Genomic DNA, 17,879 nt, shown 5'->3' with positions numbered 1-17,879 from the left:
AGTGTGGGTGCCGTTCTGCCCCTGGCTTTGGCCGGGGCGATGAGCGTCGCGCTGCTCGCGCAGCCGGCCCAGGCGCAGCCGAACTCCCCCTCGGCAGCCACGGCATCGAACGCATCCCAGCCGTCCCGCCCCGCCGGGTCGGCCGACCCCGCGCCGCAGGCGCAGCAGTCCCCCACCTCGGACACCGGCCACCAGGCCAAGGACCGGCTGAAGGCGTCCCACCTCCCCCCGCTGAGCGCCGACAAGTCCCCCCTCAAGGAGGCCTACGGCGAGTACGACGCCCCGTCGAAGCAGAGCGCGGGCAAGACGTCCTCGCCGAAGGCGGCCGCCGCGTGCGACCCGGCCGACTTCACCGGACGCACCGGAAGCGAACTGGTCCGCTTCATCAAAACGTCCACCACGGACTGCGTGAACACCCTGTTCAGCCTGACCGGCAACAGCGCCCAACTGGCTTTCCGCGAAGCCCAGATGACCTCGGTCGCCTACGCGCTGCGCGACAACGCGGCCTCCTACCCGGGCGACGGCAGCACCGGTACTCCGCAGCTCGTGCTGTACCTCCGCGCCGGGTACTACGTGCAGTGGTACAACCCGGACGTCGTCGGACCGTACGGCCCCACCCTCCAGACCGCCATCCGCTCGGGCCTCGACGGCTTCTTCGCCAGCCCCCGGTCGCGTGACGTCACCGACGCCAACGGCGACGCGCTCTCCGAGGCCGTCATCCTGATCGACAGCGCCCAGGAGAACGCCCGGTACATCTCCGTCGTCAAGCGGATGCTGTCCGACTACGACTCCTCCTGGAACGCGTCCTCACGGATGCTCGCCGCAGTCAACAACGTCTACACGGTGACCTTCCGGGGCCACCAAGTGCCCGCGTTCGTCAGCGCCGTCGAGTCGGACCCGAGCCTCATCGACTCGCTGCACCGCTTCGCCGCCGACCACCTCTCGCTGTTGGAGGGCGACCAGGCGTACCTGACCTCCAACGCCGGACGGGAGCTGGGCCGCTTCCTCCAGCACACGAGCCTGCGGAGCAAGGTCCGCCCGCTGGCCACCGCCCTGCTCCGGGACACCTCCATCACCGGCCCCACAGCCCCGCTCTGGGTGGGCATAGCGGAGATGGCCGACTACTACGACAAGGCGAACTGCGCCACGTACGGCGTCTGCGACCTCCAGGAGCGCCTCAAGCGCGAGGTCCTGCCGGTCCGTCACACCTGTAGCCCCAGCATCCGCATCCTGGCCCAGCAGATGACGTCCGCCGAGCTGAGCGCCAGCTGCACCAGCCTCATCGAGCAGGACGCCTTCTTCCACCGGATCGCCAAGGACAACGGCCCGGTCGCCGACGACAACAACACGGCCATCGAGGTGATCGCCTACGACTCCAGCGCCGACTACCAGACCTACGCCGGCGCGATGTACGGGATCGACACCAACAACGGCGGCATGTACCTGGAAGGCGACCCCTCCGTCGTGGGCAACCAGCCCCGCTTCATCGCCTACGAGGCCGAGTGGCTGCGACCTGACTTCCGCATCTGGAACCTCAACCACGAGTACACCCACTACCTCGACGGCCGCTTCACCATGCACGGCGACTTCGCCGACAACATGACCACCCCCACCATCTGGTGGGTCGAGGGCTTCGCGGAATACATCTCCTACCACTACCGCGAGGAGCCCTACACCGCGGCGATCACCGAGGCGGGCAAGGGCACCTACGCCCTGTCCACCCTCTTCAGCACCGACTACAGCCACGACACGACCCGCGTCTACCGCTGGGGCTACCTCGCCGTGCGGTACATGCTGGAGAAGCACCCCGCCGACCTGGACAAGGTGCTCGCCCACTACCGCGCCGGCGAGTGGAGCGCCGCCCGCACCTACCTCACCAGCACCGTGGGCACCCGCTACGACAGCGACTGGAAGGTCTGGCTCGCGGCATGCGCCGCCGGTGACTGCGGTGGCGGCGGCCAGCCCGGCAACAAGGCGCCCACGGCCGAGTTCACGGCCGTGGTCAAGGACCTGACGGTCACGCTCACCGACCGCTCCACCGACGCCGACGGCACCATCGCCTCCCGCTCCTGGGACTTCGGCGACGGCACCACCTCCACCCATGCCAACCCCGCCAAGACCTACAGCACCGCGGGCAGCTACACCGTCCGGCTGACCGTGACCGACGACAAGGGCACTACGGCCACCACCACCCGGACGGTCACCGTGACCGGCGGCTCCACCGTCGGCGAGTGCACCGCCTCCGACGTCCGGGTACTGGGCAAGAACTGCCGTCGTGGCAACCTCTCCGCCACCACCGGCAACTACGCCTACCACTACCTGAACATCCCGGCCGGCACCAAGACGCTGAAGATCACCATCAGCGGTGGCACCGGCAACGCCGACCTCTACTACAGCAACTCCACCTGGGCTACCACCAGCTCGCACACCAATCGGGCCACCGGACCCGGCAACTCCCACACCCTGACGATCAGTAACCCGCCGTCCGGTGCCAACTACATCAGCCTCCACGCGGCAGCGGCTTTCAGCGGCGCCACGGTCACCACCGCGTACTGACACGCCGCTTCACGTCCCGCCGGGGTCGGTGCCATCGGCGCCGGCCCCGGCTCGGTCTGCAGGGACTGACAAACGAGCGGCTCTGTCGCACATCCGGTGGTGACGGAAGGTGATGTGACGGTGGCGGACCTACTGATCAGGGAGTCGCAGGTCAGCACCTTGCAGCGGTCGCTGCCTGGAGCCGGCCGACCTGCACGGTGCCTGCCGATGTGAGTCTGGCGTGCCTGACCGGCTTCCTCGCGGCAGTGCCGTTAGCTCGCGAAACATCGAGGTCAGTGCCCTGATTGCACGCTCTGCAACTGACGGCGGAAGACTCTCACACTTCGTTGCCACCGGCGTCACCCCCCCCGGCGCCGTACCGACCCTCCGCGATGCTGGCCGGCGCCAACGCGATGAGGCCCAGCCCGCCAGTGCATGTGGGCACCGGCAGCGACGAGCGCCAGCTCCGTGACCGGCCAGGGAGCGGTTCGGTCGAACCACTCCCTGGACCCCTGATCGGCAAGCAGCGTCCGACACCGGGCTCCCGTACGCGTCGTCGTTCCGGTTTCGGTTCAGCAGACCGGGAATTGGATGCCAGTTTTCCGCGTCGTGGCAGGTCGGCCACGGGTACTCGTGCACCGCGACGGTCGTGTGCAGGACCCAGTCCACCTCCGCCTGAACGTCCGCAGTTTCCGCAGCGCCGAGCGGGGTTCGGCAGATACGGGAGACAGTTTCGGTGTGTCGCCCCGTCCAGTACAGGCCAGCCACATTCTGGGCTTCCGGGCCGACTGCATGGCGATCGAGCGCCGCCAGGGCGTCGCGTAGCGCGGCCGGGCGACTGGGGTGCAGCTCGGGGACGTCAAGTGCGGCCCGCAGAGCGCTTCGGCGACGGCCTGTCGGCCTCGCTCCAGGAATCGGCGGTAGTCCTGCCCGCCGAGACCGAGCCGCCGGGGAGCCGCTTGGTCACCTCGTGACAGCGAACCTGCCCGCAACCAACCCCGTGACCAGGCACCCAGCGCCCTGATCCGTTGACACCCACCCGATGCCACCAACGCAGCCCCTCACCCCCTCTCCGCCGTCGGCGGAGCAGGTGGGCTCGACAGCGACGCGCCCGGGTTGTGGCCGCGCCGCTGTCGAGGTGTGGTCAGCCCCCGGGGGAGCTGCCGGGTCAGTGGAGCTTGTTGACGGCGGTCTTCGTCGTGGTGCGGAAGGCGGCCAGCGGGGCGTCCTCGAGGTCGCCCATCTGGCCCCAGCGGACGAGGGTGACGGTGCGGCCGTCGCGGCCGACGGAGAACAGGTGGATGTCGGAGATGCCGATCTGCGGGTCTGCGGTGTCCAGGCTGTAGACCCAGGCGCCCTCCTCGACGGGCAGCTTGCCGTGGGAGGCGCTGACGGCCTGCAGGCCCGGGTTCTGCTGCTCCAGCAGGGAGCCGCAGCCGGCGAGGGCCCCGCGGAGGGCGTCGGCCAGCTTCACGGCGTCGGCCTCGGTACGGGCGACGGTGCTGACCTGGACGCCGTTGGTGTCGAGCTCGGTGCTGAACTCGCGGTAGCGGGTGTTCTGCGCCGGGATCTTGTACGGGGCGCAGAGGACGCCCCCGTTCTCCGGGACGCCGGTGAAGACCTGGGTGGCGGTCCACGGCGTCGACGACGGCGGCATCTGGGAGGCGGCGAGGAAGGCGGGCGGGGCAGCGGCCTGCGCCGGGGCCGTGGCGAGAGCCGCGAGGCCCAGAGCGGCAGCGGCTGCGGTGGCGAGTGCGGTGCGGAGCTTGTTCATGGTGATGGATCCCCCGTCGGGTCGCTCTTCGGTCAGTGCTCAACCAGCGTGCAGCCAGGCGCCCGCCGGCTGCAACGCTCACGCGCCCACCAGCCGTCCCGGAACCATCCCATCCCCGCTGACGTGCAGGAACGTGAAGGATGGGACACAGGGTCGAGGGGGATGGAATGCCGAAGGACGCCGCCGTCGCGGAGTTCACGGGGCTCGTACGCGCACTGAAAGCGCGGGACGGGAGGAGTTACGAGGCGCTGAGTCGGCGGCTGAGCGTCAGCGCGTCCACCCTCCACCGCTACTACTCGGGCGCGACCGTCCCGGAGGAGTTCGCCGTGGTCGACCGCCTCGCCCTGCTGTGCGGACGAGGGTGTCCGCCCGGGGGAGCTCGTGATCTGCCACGCGCCCGGACGAGTACTCGAATTACTCGTCCGGGCGTGCGAACCCTCTGAAAGTCAGCTGTTCCCTGAACCAGCTACGCGCCGTCCGGGGGCAAGGAGCTGGACGGCAAGGGCCCACGAGACCCAGATGGATCCGCTGTCGGGGGAGAGACGATCGAACTCCAGGGTCCGCCCCATCCACCCGAGTTCGCGGGCGTGAGTGAGGACGGCCGGGACCGCCCCGCGGGAGCGGAGGTGAGCCGCCTCGAACCTGACCCCGCACAGCGAAGCGGCCCCCGGAACCCAAGAAGCTGGGTGGGGGCCGCGGCGCGTCCGGGCACGCACTTGCGTTTCGCCGTTACGCATCACCCGCAGTCCTCGTTGCCCTTTGTGTGAATGTCTTCTTGAGCCCCGGTCATCTGGCGTTCCTCACGAACGCCGAGCAGGGCCTGCGTGAGCTGGTCGCGGCGGACACGGGATCCCTGCAGAACCATCTGGGCGGCACTTCGGGCGACGCTTCGGGGGCGGACGCTGCACGTCGTGCCGCAGCGTCACTGGGGGCGCTGGTGGCGGTTGCGGAGCGTCTGGCAGCCCTGGGTGCGCTCCGTGCAGACCACGAGCGCACGGACCCCCGCGTTCTGCCCAGAAGTGCCAGAGACCACGCGATTCGTGCCGACGCCGAGGCCGGCCGTCCTGTGATCGCCATTGCGGAGGACGTGGGATTGTCGACCGCCCGGATCTACCAGATTCTGGGTAGGCGCCGCTGACCAGTCGCGGACAGGAAGATACCCCCACCCAAGCACAGGTGGGGGTATCTGTGCTCTCCGCGCGAGCGGAGGTGGGCCGCGGGACGAGATGCCCCTGATCTTCGTCCCGGCCCCTTTCGCCCCCGGATGCTCGTCCAATGCTGTCACCCCGCCCTCCGCTGTTACGTGCTGTCGAGGCGATCTCTGCGGGTCGCGCTGCCCGTCGTTCACGGGAGCTCGGGCCGTGTGCTTCGTCGGGCACTCGGGTCCTACTGGCGGTCCATACGCCAAGCTCGCGAGAGTCGGACAGCGGTTGGACAGGGGCGTCCGGCGGCCCTGCACGTGGAGCAAGCCGTGGTGTGTCCGAGGAGCGTGCGGTAGGCGTTGTCCGGCTCGGCGCGCTCGGCAACGGGCTTCACCGCGTCGCTTCCAGACACCGAGGGCACTCGCAGGCGGGGAACCGGTCGGAGGGTTCGGGCCGGTCGAGCGGCTTGACCTCGGTCTCCTCGCGGAGGATGCGTACATGCCCCTCGCGGCTCACCGTGTACACCTTGATCGTCATCACGGGCAACCCCCGTCGCAGTCGGTGAGGAATACCGCTGACGGTACGAGCGGCCGCAGAAACCCGGGGAAGAGTTTCTACCCGTTTCTACGCGAGCTCCGAAACGGCCCGGGCAATCAGACGCAAAGCCGCTGAACCGTGCGCCGCGCCGGCACTGAACTCATCGTGGGCTGCCAGGTACTGTGCGACCTCGGACGGCGTCGTGATGGTGACCGCCGCCGTCAGCAGCTCCACCCCCACCTGCTCCGTATCGAAGATCGTGAACGTCTCCAGAGGCCACATCACTGCCACCCGGGGCGGCACAATGCCAAGGGTCACCGACGGCAGAGCAGCCACCTGCAGCAGATACCCCAACTGCTCCGTCATCGTCTCTGTACTGCCAACCTGCCGCCCGAGTACCGATTCCTCAATCAGGATCGGGAAGCGCCGCCCTCCACGCCGGATGATTCGAGACCGCTCCACGCGTGCGTCGGCTGCGGCCAGCGAGTCGTCGGGGGTCCGGTTGAACCGGGCGATCTCCGAGAGCAACGCCGCCGCGTAGGCACGCGTCTGGAGCATCCCCGGAATGACACTGGAGGAGTAGACCCGCATCACCTTGGTCCGCTCGTACAGGGGTGTACGTGCCTCCTGCACGCCACGAAGACCCCGCCCCTGGACCCGACGCCACTCCGTATACATGTGATGCGCCTGACGCGAGGCCGCGATGAGATCCTCAGCCTCTCCCTCCGCGCCGCACGCCCGACACCACGCCCGGATGTCCTCATCCGAAGGCTGCGACCGGCCGCTCTGCAGCCGCGACACCTTCGAACCCTGCCAGCCGGCGAGCTCCGCGAGCTGCTGCCCCGTCAGGCCCGCGTCCGAGCGCAGGCCACGTAGCCGGATCGCGATCCGGTCGCGCGCCTCCTGGACACGTGCTGACGAAGACGGGGACATCAGCCGAGCACGAACTCCCCGTGCGGCACGGCCCGGCCCCAGACCGCCGCGAAAGCCTGCCCGGCCCGGTCCGCCGACACCGGACGCTCGTCCACCTCATCGCCAAGGTGCGCACCGTCCCCGGCGAAGTGGTGCCACCGAACCAACGTGCCGTCGAAGAGCCAGAAGTCGTGAGCCGGCAGGAGCAATCCGAGCGCCCGGTCGCGCCGCAGCCAGCGCACCTCCTCGCCTGCCGCAAGGTTGCGGGGCGTGCACGCGTGCTCGAACCGGACGTATTCCGTAGCCGGGAGGCTGACCACCCGGGCCCGCTGCACAGCGACACCTCGGCCGACGGCCTCGGCAACGGCCTCGTGGAACGGCCCCCACCAGATGGCGCGGTCCTCGACCGCCGCCAGAGCACCCGCACGCCAAGCCTTCAGGTCCTGGGCCTCCTCACCGACCGCGTAGGCATCGCGGGTTTCCAGGTGCACGGCTGAGGTGGTGCACTGTGCCATCAGCTCAGCGAAGGGTGGCTGGGGCTGCGACACCGAGCGCCTCCTTCAGAGCCCCGGACATGCGGGCCGGCAGCCGCACAACTGCTTCGTCCTGCGGAATCGGGCCGGACTCCAGGCACCTCGCCCGCAGTTCCGTGTCTGCCTTCCACCCCTGAACGACGAGCTCCTGCGCGACGTCGTCGAACCAGATCGTCGGGCAGTGATCGCCGTTCGTCTCGGGATCCTTCGCAATGAAATGTAAGGTCATGGCCGCCTCCGCCAGATAGTAATTGCGCGAATTTCTACGGCTGTGCTCACCCCATGGTGCAGTCGCGGAGGGCCCCAGCGGGACGGAACGCGGCAGAAGACATACGCGAGACACAAGAGCAATCCCTCCACACAGATACGGGATGAGCTGCCCCGAGTTTCGTAGAGTCCGATCTTGATTGGTTCAGGCGGACTGCGGGGTTTGCTCCTGGCTGCGCCAGAAGGCTTCTTCGTACTCGGCCGGCGGAACGTAGTCGAGCGCGGAGTGAAGACGCTCCTCGTTGTACCAGGTGATCCACTGGAAGATCGCCCGCTGGACCTGGTCGACGTCCTTCCAGGGGCCCTGCATCTCGATCAGCTCGGCCTTGAAGGTGCCGTTCAGGGCCTCGGCCATCGCGTTGTCGTAGCTGTCCGCGACGGAGCCGACCGACGCGGAGGCACCGATGTCAGAGAGCCGGTCGGTATACCGAATTGATACGTATTGCGACCCGCGGTCGCTGTGATGTATCAGCCCGGAGTCCTTCTTGATCCGGCGTCGCCACAGCGCCATCTCCAGGGCGTCCAGCGGGAGTTCTGTGCGCATGTGGTTCGCGACCTGCCAGCCGACGATCATCCGTGAGTACACGTCCAGGGCGAACGCCACATACGCCCATCCCGACCAGGTGCGGACATAGGTCATGTCCGCGACCCACAGCTGGTCGGGCCGGGAGGCGGTGAAGTCGCGGTCGACCAGGTCCGGCGGACGCGGCGCCGACGGCTCTGAAACCGTGGTCCGGCGCCGCCGGCCTCGGATGACGCCTTCCAGGCCGAGCTCGGCCATCAGCCGCTCGACGGTGCAGCGGGCCACCTCGACGCCCTTGCGCCCGAGGGCCCGTGTGATCCGGCGGGCGCCGTAGGTGCCGCCTGACTCGGCGTGGACCTCTTCGATCAGCGGCATGAGCTGTTCGTCGCGGAGCCGGCGGGCGGACTTCGGCCGCTTCTTGCGGGCGAAGTACGTCGACGGCGACAGCTCCAGCACCCGGCAGACGGGATCGACCCCGAGACCTCTGTGACGCAGGTGGTCGATCACCTGCTCGGCCTCGTCCGGGGACGGTCGATCTCCTGGGCAAAAAACACCGATGCGGCTTTCAGGATCTCGTTCGCCCGCCTCAACTCCGCATTCTCCCTGCGAAGTTGCTTCAGCTCGTCGAGCTCGGCGGTGGTGAGCCGGTCGTCCCGCTCGCCGCGGTCGGCCTCGGCCTGGCGGACCCAGCCGCGCAGGGCCTCCTTATGGATGCCGAGGTCCTTCGCGACGTGGGCGATCGGGCGGCCGGTGGTGCGGACCTCACGGATCGCGCGCTCGCGCAGTTCATCCGGGTACTTACGTGGTGCTGCCATGGTGCTGGTGGTTCTCCTTCGCCAGGACCGTAACCCTGGCATCAGGGACTCCACAAATCTCAGTACAGCTCACCTACCCGAAACCGAGGGCCCATGGGAAGAACCGGACAGCGTGCACTGGCCGTAGCAGTGTTCGTCATGAGCGCCGTCATGGTGTCGACGACGCACGCCACCGCCGCACCGTACGACCCCTATACGGGGTCGAATCCGCACACCACCGGTTGCGCGGCTGACGCCGTCACCATCGGCACACGCCAGATCCGGAGCCCTCAAGCCATTTTCGGGACGATGGAGGTGCGCTACTCACCGAGCTGCCAGACCAACTGGGTGCGTGCTGTTATGAGTGTCTCGAACAGCTCGAACATTGTCACCAAGGGGATCCGACGTATCTCCAGTCAGCCCGACGGCCAGGGAGGTTGGCTCGGATTCTTCCAGGATTACGCATACGATCCAGCTAGCGGAAGCTCGTTCGGAATGCAGGTCTTTGCTCCAGGAGCCACCTGCATCACGGCCATGGCCATCGTACGGAACGCGTCGGGGCAGCCCCTCGCTTTCACCGGAACGCATGCCGACAATGCCTGGGAAGGCTTCTGCTGAGAAGGTAGAGCGCGCCTGCGGACGTGTGGGAATCTCGACCTCGGCTGAGGCACTCTACGGAGCATCCTTTCGCTGGAGGGGCTCCCGGCGGCCGTTGAGCCTTGCCGCTATTCGCCAGCATTCCGCCCCCTCCTCGGCAGCCCTGGCCCCGCAGCACCCCGTACCTCGTGCGCCGGGGCTCTTGCACCGTCTTCCTGCTCGAGGCCGAAAGCTTGGGCGGCCGGCTTGCTTGCTTCGGGTCGATGGGTCTGCCCGGGGGCACCGCCCCGGGAGTAGTGCCTCGGGGAGCTGACTGACGTTTTCATGGTCGATCCCATTGGATGCGGTGACGACACCGATGCCGTCGCTCACCGCACGGGTGATGATCAGATGGCCGGGTCCAGAACTTCTTTTCTCGGTATCTGTCACTCTCGCCGACGTCCGGAGCTGCGCCGCCACCTACCTCAGGCGGTCCGCGACGAACACGGCTTACCCGGGAACGCGCTGATCGCCGACCTGCCAGACTTCTGTACCCGCCAGTAGAGCGTCGCCGACGTCGACCACCACTACGTCATCACCCAGGCAGGCGTCGACGCCTACTACTGCACTGGCCCCGCCCGGTACTCCGCAGACGGCTGGTCGGACGAGTACGTATCCGTCAAACGCGGCTATGTGTTCCTCGATGCCGTTATGGCGGCTGTCGTCGACCGGCGGGGTCGCGACGGCATTCGGGCCGGCTTGTGCGTCCGGAGAGACGCCACCTGACGAGAAGGTCAGCTCGTCCAGGTCTTGATCTGAGCAGCGACCTCCCGTACCGGGAGACCGTCCCGGGCTGCGCGGGCCAGAGGGAGGACGGTGTCCAGGCCAGGACTCACCGGCATCCCGCACGCTGACAGGTAGGCCGCAGTCACCGTGGCAGCGAACAGCAGATTCCGCTTCTCCAGGCTCGGGTTTCGCGCCAGCTTGCACAACGGCGGCGCCAAGACGGGCACCAGCGCCGATGGTGCGGCGGCAACGGCGGCGCCATCGGCACCGGGGGCCTCCTCTTCCGCGGTGGGACCGGCGGAGCCTCCGGTCTGGGCAGCCCCTGCGAGAATGGGGCCAACGGAACACCGTGACCCGCCGCGACCAGTGGCCCCGCGCCATCCCTCGGCCAAGGACACCCTGTGGTGCGGTCCCAGGGTGTGACGGCCGGGACCCACACCACCTCGCCGCTGAGAGCCAGCTCGCCGACTCTCAGCGGCGAGGCGTACCCGGACCTGGCATGCGCACGGAACGGGGCCAATGCTGGGAAGCGACGCCAGCTCCTCGGCATATCCGGCTGCACAGTTCCCGTCCCCGGCGCCGACATCAGGACGTGCGTGACAGTCGCCGGCCCGATATCGCTCAAACGGTGCACTTGGGTCAGGGAGTGTCACCGATCCACAGGAACGGTCCTTCGAGATCAGCCTCGACGGGGCCGAAGAGCGCCCGGCCGCCAGCTCTATACAAGCCCCGGTCGTGATCAGGAGTGCATCTTCTGCCAGCTCCTCGCCGGACCGCCGGTGACTTCGAGAACCTGCCCGTCGAGGGGCCGCCCAACAAGGCCACGAACGCCCGGTCCCATCGCGGCGGCTTGGGCGTCGTGGAACGGGATCGCTACTTACGCAGCTGGCGCCATGTGGATGACCCGACGATGCCGTCCGCCCCAATTCCCCGGGCGCGCTGGAACGCAGTGACCGCGTTCTTAGTCGCGGGGCCGAACTGCCCGTCGACCGTCAGGCTGTAACCGTGATAGATGGCGAGGCACTGGATCTCCCGGACCCGGTCACCGGTGTCTCCCTGCCTGATCACGACGTTCCACGCCCAGCTGTAACCCGCGGTCAGTCCCGCGTAGTCCACGCCCACTTTCCAGTAGACGGAGCACGCAGCCTGTGCGGAGGCGACCGTCGAGCTGCGCCCTGTCTCCGTCGAGGCGACTGCCGTGCCGGGGCCTGCCAGGACGGTTCCCAGGGCGAGGGCCGAGCAGACCGCTGCTCCGGTGAACGCGCCACGGAATCGCATCGAAGGCCGCATGCTCATGAGTTCTCCTTAATCGGTGCAGCTTTTTGGGGATCAGGCCGAGTCCGGCTGATGCGGCGACAGACTGGCACGACAGGGACATGCCCACCAGAAACATAACTCTGTTCAGGACAGACCGAAAGTGTCCAGCGACTGCCTTGCCCTGCTGGGAATCATGATTCTGATACGGCGGTCACCGCTGGATTTCACCAGAGGACAACGAGCGTCTCTTTCCACCCAGGACTGCGGCACAGCTGGATGGTTATGACTCGATGCCCCGGTCTCCGCCGACTCCTACATCCATGTCGCAGGCAGACACGCCTGTGTAAAAAGAAGAAGCTTGCGAAAGTCCCTGGCGGGGGGACGGTGACCGCAATGTGCTCATAAATTTCGCAGCGCATCTGGCCGGTAAGCCTTCGGAGCAGCCGAGACCGCAGAAGGCGCTCTGCGGGCCGAAAACCCTTGATCGTCATCAGGGGTGGTGGCCCCTATTGTGGCCCGGAGCGACCGCCCCGGCCCTCCGCGAAGATGGTGTATGTGCAGTCCCGTGGCCCTGCCACGTTTGCCTTGGAACACGCGGAGATGACGGGACCATCCGACGTTGCCCGACGCTTCCGGGCCCGGGTCTGGCGCGACTGGAGAAGCGGCGTACCGCTCACACGAAAGCGACCCCCGGCAGCCGGGGGTCGCTTCTATGAGATGCCTGGTCAGGGGCCGGCGATGAGCCAGAGGATCGGCGCGGCGTCCAGGTCTGCGTTGGACCGGTAGATGACGGAGATTCCGCGGCCGCCGGTCTCCTCGGGCAGTAACTGGTCGTTTCAGAATGAGGTTTTGAGCCGTCTCAAGCAGATGATGCTGCAGGCGAGTTGGAGGCGGCCCAGGTAGAGGTCGGCGCGTATCTCGTAGCGGATGCGGAGCCGTTTGAACTGGTGGAGCCAGGCAAAGGTCCGCTCGACAACCCATCGAGTCTTGCCCAGGCCGGAACCGTGCGGGGCACCACGTCGGGCGATCTTGGGTGTGATGCCGCGAGCCCGGACGAGACGGCGGTACTTGTCGAAGTCGTAGCCGCGGTCGGCGAACAGCCGCCGGGGCCGGTGCCGTGGCCGGCCGCGCAGACCACGAATACGGGGCATCGCGTCCAGCAAGGGCATGAGCTGAGTGACGTCGTGACGGTTTCCGCTGGTCAGAGAGACAGCGAGCGGAGTTCCGTTCCGGTCGACGATCAGGTGGTGCTTGCTGCCCGGCCGCGCTCGGTCAACCGGCGAAGGTCCGGTGTGAGCCCCCCTTTGAGGGCCCTGACGTGTGAGGCATCGATCGCCGCGTCGTCCATCTCCAGCAGTCCGTCTCTGCGAAGCTCTGCCAGCAGGACCTCGTGAAGGCGTGGCCACACTCCGGCCTCGGTCCAGTCCCGCAGACGGCGCCAGGCCGTCACCCCACTGCACCCGACAAGCTCAGCGGGGACGTCCCGCCAGCTCACACTCTTGCGCAACACGTAAACGATCCCGCACAGAGCAGCACGGTCATCGGCAGGCAACCGCCCCGGGTAACGGTGCCGACGCGGAGCACGAGCCGGCAGCAGCGGAGCCACACGTTCCCACAGGTCATCAGACACAAGATCAGCAGACACCCAACAGATCCTGCCGACACATCACCCAACCGCCAAGGGGCACAGCAAACTTCATTCTGAAACGATCAGTTAAGACCGTGCCCCCGGCGCGGGTCCCTTGTCATTCGCAGGGATAGCTGGTGATGCGGACGAGGTACGCCGCAGAGACCCAGCGGTTGGTGCCCACGTTGCGGAAGCCGTTGGTGGTGGACGCCAACGCGAGGACCGTGGCGCCGTTGGGGTAGGACCCGACGCGCGTGTAGGTGGTGCCGGGACCGCTGCGGATCACCAGACCGCCGGTGGCGTTGACCCTGTAGTAGCACTGGGTGGCGAGCGCACCGGCTGGCGTGAGCTCCACGGCCGCGCCCGTCGTGCGTGCGGGTGCGGCGGCCTGGGCCGTGAGACCGCCGCCGAGGAGCGCGGCGGCGGATAGCGCCGCCACGGCCGCCGCGCGGGCGGCGGAGCGACGCGGTGACCTGGTGCTGCGTGCTGCTGTGACGGTCATGGAATCGATTCCCCTTGCGTCGTCGGTTCTGGGTGTGGCACACGTACGGAGGAGCAGACTCGGCTGGCCGAGCGGTGTCACCTGGTTGTGGCTTCACATCCTGGAGGGGTCGGCCACCTGCGGCCCATCTTTTAAGCGACGGCTTAAAAGGTGCCGGGTCGGCAGGCGGGGGTCTCGCGCCCAGCCGGACGCCGTGGAGCCCTCGGGCCTCACGGTTTTGTCAGGGCGCCGGTCCGCAGCAGAGCCAGCCCGAGCGCGGTGTGCAGCACGGCCCCGCCTCGGCGGCTGCTGGTGATGAGATCGGTGTTGCGCAGCACGGTCGCGTGCTGACGGGCCGCTGCCGCAGTGACGTTGAGGCGCCGGGCCAGATCGCTCGTCGTGCAACCTTCTGCTGGCGCCGCGAGCGAGCCCCTCCGCAGCGAGAAGGGCCTGTGCTGAGGCGGGCGACTGGCAAAAGTTGCGGCAAGGTCGCATCGATGTGGCTGGGGTCCTGGGCGATCTCCCAGATACAGGCCGGAGCGGAGGCCGCCGGCGGTGACCTCGACGATGCCTCCCGTCACCCGCGACGGTGACCTGCGGACGGAACCGCAGACCGGAGACCGATCAACCGCATAGAGCCGCTCACCCTTTGGAGCGGCCGCTGAAGTAGCTCAGTGCACCGCAACGATTACCTGCCGTCCGTAGTGCTCGCACCCTCATGGATCTGCGGCGATTTCCGGTCGCCCTGCGCAGGTGAGGGCTGGATAGAGAGACGCGAACAGGTTCGGTGTTCGAGAGCGGTGCACGTCAGGCGGCTGCGATGTCTCCATGGACGTTGGGGGGTTGGCCGGATCTGTGTGGGTACCATCGTCGCTACACCCACCCCCCATCGCGTCGAAAGCCGAGGACCACATGTCCAAAAACCCTCCCACCCCGAGCATCACGGCAGACTATGCCCAGCGGGTCACGGACGACCTGTCGGCGAACCGGAGCGAGCAGGAGCGCGTGCGCACCGAACTTGCACGGCTGCAGGAGGAACTTGTCCGCCTGGAGGAGAGCGAGCAGGTCCTGACGAAGATGCAGGAGGTGCTCGGCACCACACCCAAGCAGACGGCCAAGAAGGGCAAGGGCAGCAAGACAGCCGCGGTTCCCGCAGCCCGCCGCTCCAACGGCAGGGCGGCAGCAGGCAAGGCGGGTGCTGCTACCGGGCGCAAGGCCTCGAAGAAAGCGGCGTCGCCCAAGAAGCCCGGTGAGCCCACCTGGCTCGAGCTGGCCGCGGCCCACCTGACTGGACAGAGTGAGCCCAAGTCGGCTGCGGAGGTGTCCGCGGCGCTGACCGAGGCACATCCTGAGCGCCCGGTACAGGTAACCGTCGTACGCAACGCTCTGGAACAGGGAGTCGCGCAAGGACTGCTCGTACGCTCCAAGCAGGGACGCTCCGTTTTCTACAACCCGGTCTTGGCCGTCTCCGCGCAATCCGGCTCATAGCCGTAGACGGTGACCGTGCAGGGACCTGGCACCCGATGTGGCAAGTCATGCCAGCTATCGTCCGGTCGGTGCTACGGGGTCACGGCTGCGGGCTGACGACGAGAACTTCTGCCTGACCGCCCCGATGCAGCCCAGGGGACGACCCGAGCGGTCTCCGTACCCTGGACACAGCCCGGTTCCTGCTCGCGGTATGTGAGGTACACGGATGCCGAGCACCGTCTCAGTAATCCCGCGGAACGCCCAGCCCAACGTGCACCTCACACCCCGGGACTCGGTTTCTGCACTTCCGGGGAATCAGCTGCTCGGCAACGGCTGCTCCCTTTCCGTCGGGCGGACCTGCCGCTTCGGTGCGCCTGACGTGCCGTAACCGTCCCGCCCGCATTCCACCCCTCCGGCGTTGTTCCGTAAGGACAGGCCGGTGGGTGAGTGGCCAAGCTTCCACGGCTGCAGTGGCTTTTGACGCTCCGGCCCCCGGCAGCCGTGCAGGCTGTCGGGGCCGACTGCGGTCCGGTCGTACTCCATCCCAGGACGAAACCTGTAAGGCACCGGACCTGCTCCACACACTCCATGTCGGTGCGGTCTGCAGGCGAGCGTAGTGCGAACAGCGTTCGGAGCCAGGGGAATTCGAGGGAAACTGGAGGCGGGCAACGCCCAGAAGCGCGATGCGATCTGGGACCAGGCCGTCGATGACCTCGGCTCGCACCACGACGGCTGCAGCAACGTCTCCTCCATCGGCTGTGCCGCCAGCCCGATCCGCCTCCCTGTCCGGTGCCGGGCCCGCTTGCCGTACTTGTGGAACGCTGCCCTGCCGGGTTGTCCTGGGCGAGCGTCGACTACTTCGTGGAGAGATCATCTTCCGCGCGAGCTGGAAGCGCCGGCTGACTGCAGCCACGAGCGCGGCACCGGGTGGTGTCGCTCGCCAGCAGCTGGCCGAGGTTGATGATCATTCATGACTGCGGCAGATTAATGGTCCGTTGAGCCTCTTCAGCGACGTGACCTGATCATGGCCCTATAGGCGCCTGAGCGGTTCGCAGTGAAAATCTCGTGACCTGCGAGGACGGGGCGTGGCACAGTCGCCCGCATGTCCAACGACGTCGCCTACCCCGTCTTCCGTACTTCTGACCTGGGCCTGGCTCTCAGCACCGCGCGCCGTCTGATGGAGTTCGGCCGCCGCGAGGACTCTCGGGTCACCGCGTATGCCGAGCTCTGCTCTGTTGCGGAGGTGCAGCGGGTGGCGAGGGAGCTGCCCCAGGGGCAGTACGCGGGGGATTTTGACTATCGGGAGGTCGGCGGAGTGCCACGGGAGCAGTGGCCCCTGCTGGTGGCTGGCCTCGCAGGGCGTGATCTGCCGACCGATCCGGCGGTGTACGAAGGACGGCTGCCGGTGAAGTGCGAGCTCGACCACCTGCCGATCGGAAGAATTGAGGACGTCTTCGCAGCGGCGATCGGCCCGAGCAGGGGCTGGATCAACTGGGAGTGGCTGTGCTGGCCGGATGCACCTGAGCTGGACTTCCTTGGCGAGCGCAAGCATGCCGAGGTGTCGCTCCTGTTCAACACACGCACCCGCGAACTCGACGAGCCCGCCGACGATCACACCGTCCTGCTTCACGTTCGTAGCGTCTGCATTGACGGCCGCCAGGTGAGGGAGCCGTACGCACACTGGCTTGCCGAGCAGGTGGGACTCACTGTCATAGGACCTGGAGAGCTGTGGTGAGTCCGGAGCGCTGTGACTGACCGGACCAGCCAGCCGTAGCGCTCGGTCACGCTTCGCCCCTCCCCATGTGCTTCTCGATCTTCGCGTTGTTCATTGAGCCTCTTCGAGTAGGCCACCGATCGGGTGACGGCCCGTGAAGCGCAACGAGCGAAGCCCTCGGGCTGCTGAGCGAGATGTCTGACGTCTGAAGCTGTTCCTGGGGTGACGCGGACATGATTCACTCCTCCGCAAGGACAGTTGGAGGCGCGCTCAGGCGGTGGCCACCGGAGCCCTTCAAATCGGTGGCGGAGGTGGGCGCGCGAAGAGGCGCAGATGGGAAGAACGCATGGCTGAGACCTCGGTCAGAACGACCCCCGGGCTGATGGGTTATGCGGCCATGTCGTTGCTGACGGCGGTATTCACCTGGGGAGTCTTCTTCTGGTACTTCGCCGTGCGGGCGCTCATCCTGGGCGGCTCGTGCGGGGCGAGGTACGGAGTTGCCTGTGGCCCGGGAACGGGATGGAACATCCTGTTCGTCGTGGTGCTTACACCGGCTGTCTGTGTGGCCGTCTCCGTTCTCAGTAACGAGATATATGGCCCGGAGCGCCGCGGTCATGAGTTCTTCCGGGTTGTTCTGGCGGCACTCCCCGTGTCAGCCCTGGTGGATCTTCTGCTGCATTCCCAGGATTTCGGCTTTAGTGTCTGGCGGCTCGTGGGTGCCGTTCCGTGCCTTGCCCTCATCGTCGTCGTGACGGTGTGGACCATCCGGACGACCGGCCTGCGCGGAGCCTTCTGGTTGATGAGCCCCCGCAGGATTGTCGCTCTGGGGGCTGATCCGGCGATGCGTGGTCTGTCTACTATTCAGAACTCGATGTTCCTGGTATCCAATGGTCTGGGCGCTGTTTGCGGTCTCTCTCTGGCGCGCTGGGTCAGCCAGCTGGTCGCTTGAGGCTG

The 17,879-nt window shown here is 67.5% G+C and carries 16 protein-coding genes; 7 read left to right on the top strand and 9 right to left on the bottom strand.

Annotated features, from left to right (window positions below; all coding sequences use genetic code 11):
- Positions 1 to 39: 39 nt before the first annotated feature.
- The gene (locus IE264_RS33645) at positions 40 to 2,556 is read left to right on the top strand and encodes a collagenase (RefSeq protein ID WP_229887904.1); all 2,517 of its coding nucleotides are present in this window, start codon (positions 40 to 42) and stop codon (positions 2,554 to 2,556) included.
- A 1,147-nt stretch (positions 2,557 to 3,703) separates the two neighbouring features.
- On the opposite strand, the gene IE264_RS33640 is transcribed toward IE264_RS33645, so the two are convergent.
- Positions 3,704 to 4,309: a hypothetical protein gene (locus IE264_RS33640; protein ID WP_032759629.1), complete on the bottom strand. Its 606-nt coding sequence runs from the start codon at positions 4,307 to 4,309 to the stop codon at positions 3,704 to 3,706.
- 167 nt (positions 4,310 to 4,476) lie between these two features.
- Between IE264_RS33640 and IE264_RS33635 the strand changes: the two genes are divergently transcribed.
- Both IE264_RS33635 and IE264_RS33630 read left to right on the top strand, forming a co-directional pair.
- A complete protein-coding gene (locus tag IE264_RS33635) occupies positions 4,477 to 4,752 on the top strand; it encodes a helix-turn-helix domain-containing protein (RefSeq protein WP_373301947.1) in 276 nt (91 codons plus the stop codon).
- Positions 4,753 to 5,072: 320 nt separating this feature from the next.
- Entirely contained in the window at positions 5,073 to 5,447 is a 375-nt protein-coding gene (locus IE264_RS33630; protein ID WP_158706572.1) for a hypothetical protein, read from the top strand.
- Positions 5,448 to 5,841: 394 nt separating this feature from the next.
- Here the strand turns inward: IE264_RS33630 and IE264_RS33625 are convergent, their stop codons facing one another.
- From IE264_RS33625 to IE264_RS33605, 5 genes are all read right to left on the bottom strand, one after another.
- Entirely contained in the window at positions 5,842 to 5,988 is a 147-nt protein-coding gene (locus IE264_RS33625; RefSeq protein ID WP_190167757.1) for a hypothetical protein, read from the bottom strand.
- A gap of 87 nt (positions 5,989 to 6,075) precedes the next feature.
- Positions 6,076 to 6,921 carry a helix-turn-helix domain-containing protein gene (locus tag IE264_RS33620; protein ID WP_032759628.1) on the bottom strand — a complete coding sequence of 282 codons (846 nt, stop codon included), beginning with the start codon at positions 6,919 to 6,921 and terminating at the stop codon, positions 6,076 to 6,078.
- Entirely contained in the window at positions 6,921 to 7,415 is a 495-nt protein-coding gene (locus IE264_RS33615) for a DUF6879 family protein (protein ID WP_373301946.1), read from the bottom strand. The genes IE264_RS33620 and IE264_RS33615 overlap by 1 nt, the downstream gene beginning before the upstream one ends.
- A gap of 4 nt (positions 7,416 to 7,419) precedes the next feature.
- A complete protein-coding gene (locus IE264_RS33610; RefSeq protein ID WP_032759626.1) occupies positions 7,420 to 7,662 on the bottom strand; it encodes a hypothetical protein in 243 nt (80 codons plus the stop codon).
- Positions 7,663 to 7,845: 183 nt separating this feature from the next.
- Positions 7,846 to 9,038 (bottom strand): IS3 family transposase gene (locus IE264_RS33605; RefSeq protein WP_099126664.1). Its coding sequence is split into 2 segments (ribosomal slippage): positions 7,846 to 8,774 and positions 8,774 to 9,038, totalling 1,194 coding nucleotides; the frame shifts between segments, so codons are not numbered across the junction.
- A 138-nt stretch (positions 9,039 to 9,176) separates the two neighbouring features.
- Between IE264_RS33605 and IE264_RS33600 the strand changes: the two genes are divergently transcribed.
- Positions 9,177 to 9,635, top strand: coding sequence for a DUF2690 domain-containing protein (locus tag IE264_RS33600; RefSeq protein WP_229887896.1), 459 nt, complete (start codon positions 9,177 to 9,179; stop codon positions 9,633 to 9,635).
- Positions 9,636 to 11,252: 1,617 nt separating this feature from the next.
- On the opposite strand, the gene IE264_RS33595 is transcribed toward IE264_RS33600, so the two are convergent.
- The 3 genes from IE264_RS33595 to IE264_RS33585 all read right to left on the bottom strand — a co-directional run bounded on the left by IE264_RS33595 (position 11,253) and on the right by IE264_RS33585 (position 13,765).
- On the bottom strand, positions 11,253 to 11,675 hold the full coding sequence (locus IE264_RS33595; protein ID WP_051822000.1) for a peptidoglycan-binding domain-containing protein: 423 nt from the start codon (positions 11,673 to 11,675) through the stop codon (positions 11,253 to 11,255).
- Between the two features lie 797 nt (positions 11,676 to 12,472).
- Positions 12,473 to 13,281 (bottom strand): IS5 family transposase gene (locus tag IE264_RS33590; RefSeq protein ID WP_190167756.1). Its coding sequence is split into 2 segments (ribosomal slippage): positions 12,473 to 12,942 and positions 12,942 to 13,281, totalling 810 coding nucleotides; the frame shifts between segments, so codons are not numbered across the junction.
- 100 nt (positions 13,282 to 13,381) lie between these two features.
- Positions 13,382 to 13,765 (bottom strand): SH3 domain-containing protein, encoded by a 384-nt coding sequence (locus IE264_RS33585; protein ID WP_063605799.1) that lies wholly within the window; start codon positions 13,763 to 13,765, stop codon positions 13,382 to 13,384.
- An 891-nt stretch (positions 13,766 to 14,656) separates the two neighbouring features.
- Between IE264_RS33585 and IE264_RS33575 the strand changes: the two genes are divergently transcribed.
- The 3 genes from IE264_RS33575 (at position 14,657) to IE264_RS33565 (ending at position 17,874) form a co-directional block, all read left to right on the top strand.
- Positions 14,657 to 15,232 (top strand): hypothetical protein, encoded by a 576-nt coding sequence (locus IE264_RS33575; protein ID WP_032759622.1) that lies wholly within the window; start codon positions 14,657 to 14,659, stop codon positions 15,230 to 15,232.
- A 1,081-nt stretch (positions 15,233 to 16,313) separates the two neighbouring features.
- Entirely contained in the window at positions 16,314 to 16,946 is a 633-nt protein-coding gene (locus IE264_RS33570) for a hypothetical protein (protein WP_051821998.1), read from the top strand.
- Positions 16,947 to 17,271: 325 nt separating this feature from the next.
- Entirely contained in the window at positions 17,272 to 17,874 is a 603-nt protein-coding gene (locus IE264_RS33565) for a hypothetical protein (protein ID WP_032759621.1), read from the top strand.
- The last annotated feature ends 5 nt before the right edge of the window (positions 17,875 to 17,879 follow it).

Source organism: Streptomyces microflavus, from assembly GCF_014650075.1.
In the GTDB taxonomy this organism is placed as follows: Bacteria; Actinomycetota; Actinomycetes; order Streptomycetales; family Streptomycetaceae; genus Streptomyces; species Streptomyces microflavus.
The sequence above is the reverse complement of the archived record's forward strand: the minus strand, read 5'-3'. Positions and strand labels throughout refer to the sequence as shown.

Bases quoted from the DNA above. Each gene is read 5' to 3' on its own strand.
- IE264_RS33635 (WP_373301947.1), top strand. From the start codon at position 4,477: ATGCCGAAGGACGCCGCCGTCGCGGAGTTCACGGGGCTCGTACGCGCA.
- IE264_RS33585 (WP_063605799.1), bottom strand. From the start codon at position 13,765: ATGACCGTCACAGCAGCACGCAGCACCAGGTCACCGCGTCGCTCCGCC.
- IE264_RS33575 (WP_032759622.1), top strand. From the start codon at position 14,657: ATGTCCAAAAACCCTCCCACCCCGAGCATCACGGCAGACTATGCCCAG.
- IE264_RS33610 (WP_032759626.1), bottom strand. From the start codon at position 7,662: ATGACCTTACATTTCATTGCGAAGGATCCCGAGACGAACGGCGATCAC.
- IE264_RS33640 (WP_032759629.1), bottom strand. From the start codon at position 4,309: ATGAACAAGCTCCGCACCGCACTCGCCACCGCAGCCGCTGCCGCTCTG.
- IE264_RS33615 (WP_373301946.1), bottom strand. From the start codon at position 7,415: ATGGCACAGTGCACCACCTCAGCCGTGCACCTGGAAACCCGCGATGCC.
- IE264_RS33645 (WP_229887904.1), top strand. From the start codon at position 40: ATGAGCGTCGCGCTGCTCGCGCAGCCGGCCCAGGCGCAGCCGAACTCC.
- IE264_RS33565 (WP_032759621.1), top strand. From the start codon at position 17,272: ATGGCTGAGACCTCGGTCAGAACGACCCCCGGGCTGATGGGTTATGCG.
- IE264_RS33620 (WP_032759628.1), bottom strand. From the start codon at position 6,921: ATGTCCCCGTCTTCGTCAGCACGTGTCCAGGAGGCGCGCGACCGGATC.
- IE264_RS33600 (WP_229887896.1), top strand. From the start codon at position 9,177: ATGAGCGCCGTCATGGTGTCGACGACGCACGCCACCGCCGCACCGTAC.
- IE264_RS33595 (WP_051822000.1), bottom strand. From the start codon at position 11,675: ATGAGCATGCGGCCTTCGATGCGATTCCGTGGCGCGTTCACCGGAGCA.
- IE264_RS33570 (WP_051821998.1), top strand. From the start codon at position 16,314: ATGTCCAACGACGTCGCCTACCCCGTCTTCCGTACTTCTGACCTGGGC.
- IE264_RS33625 (WP_190167757.1), bottom strand. From the start codon at position 5,988: ATGACGATCAAGGTGTACACGGTGAGCCGCGAGGGGCATGTACGCATC.